Origin of the sequence: uncultured Polaribacter sp. (genome assembly GCF_947501385.1) — a bacterium.
GTDB lineage: Bacteria > Bacteroidota > Bacteroidia > Flavobacteriales > Flavobacteriaceae > Polaribacter.
Genome location: NZ_CANMVP010000081.1, coordinates 1 through 556, shown reverse-complemented (window position 1 = coordinate 556; position 556 = coordinate 1). Strand labels below are relative to the sequence as shown.

General features: G+C 42.1%; 2 protein-coding genes. Both read right to left on the bottom strand.

The genetic code is table 11. The annotated features are described in order from the left end of the window. Nucleotides 1-386, bottom strand: a 386-nt coding sequence (locus tag Q0998_RS19270) for a transposase zinc-binding domain-containing protein (protein WP_299673086.1), incomplete at its 3' end; no start/stop codon positions are given. After that, nucleotides 386-556, bottom strand: a 171-nt coding sequence (locus Q0998_RS19265; protein ID WP_299673088.1) for a tyrosine-type recombinase/integrase, incomplete at its 5' end; no start/stop codon positions are given. The genes Q0998_RS19265 and Q0998_RS19270, both read right to left, overlap by 1 nt.

Genomic DNA, 556 nt, shown 5'->3' with positions numbered 1-556 from the left:
CCAAAACAACAAAGCGTTTCCCATACGCTGTCAAATAGTATTTTGTAGAGTACTTTTGGATAGCATATTGCCACTGGATTCAGTACATCAGGCACTGTGAACACTACGTGAAAATAAGGTACAGGAAGAAGTTCCTTTGTTCTGGCTGTAATCCATTGATGCTGTTTATGACCCTGACAAGTGGGACAATGCCTATTGCGACAGGAATTGAACTGCAGATGTAGTTTCTTGCAATCCGTACACCAGTCCAAATGTCCGCCAAGTGCTTGGGTTCGGCATTTACCTATGGCGTGCAAAGCGCGTGCATTCCAACTTGTACATGCTATGTCTTGCAGATGCTCTACTTCTAAATTGAGAATGTCTGCCACTGTGTATTTGGGCTGCATTAGCTCTCAAATAAAGTATCCAACGGACTGAATTTAATGGAACTGCCTGCATTGGAAACCTGCAAATAAACAATAGTAGTTTCTATATGAGCATGACCTAAGAGTTCCTTGAGACTCATAATATTCAAGCCGTCTTCAAGCAAATGTGTGGCATAAGAATGCCGAAGTGT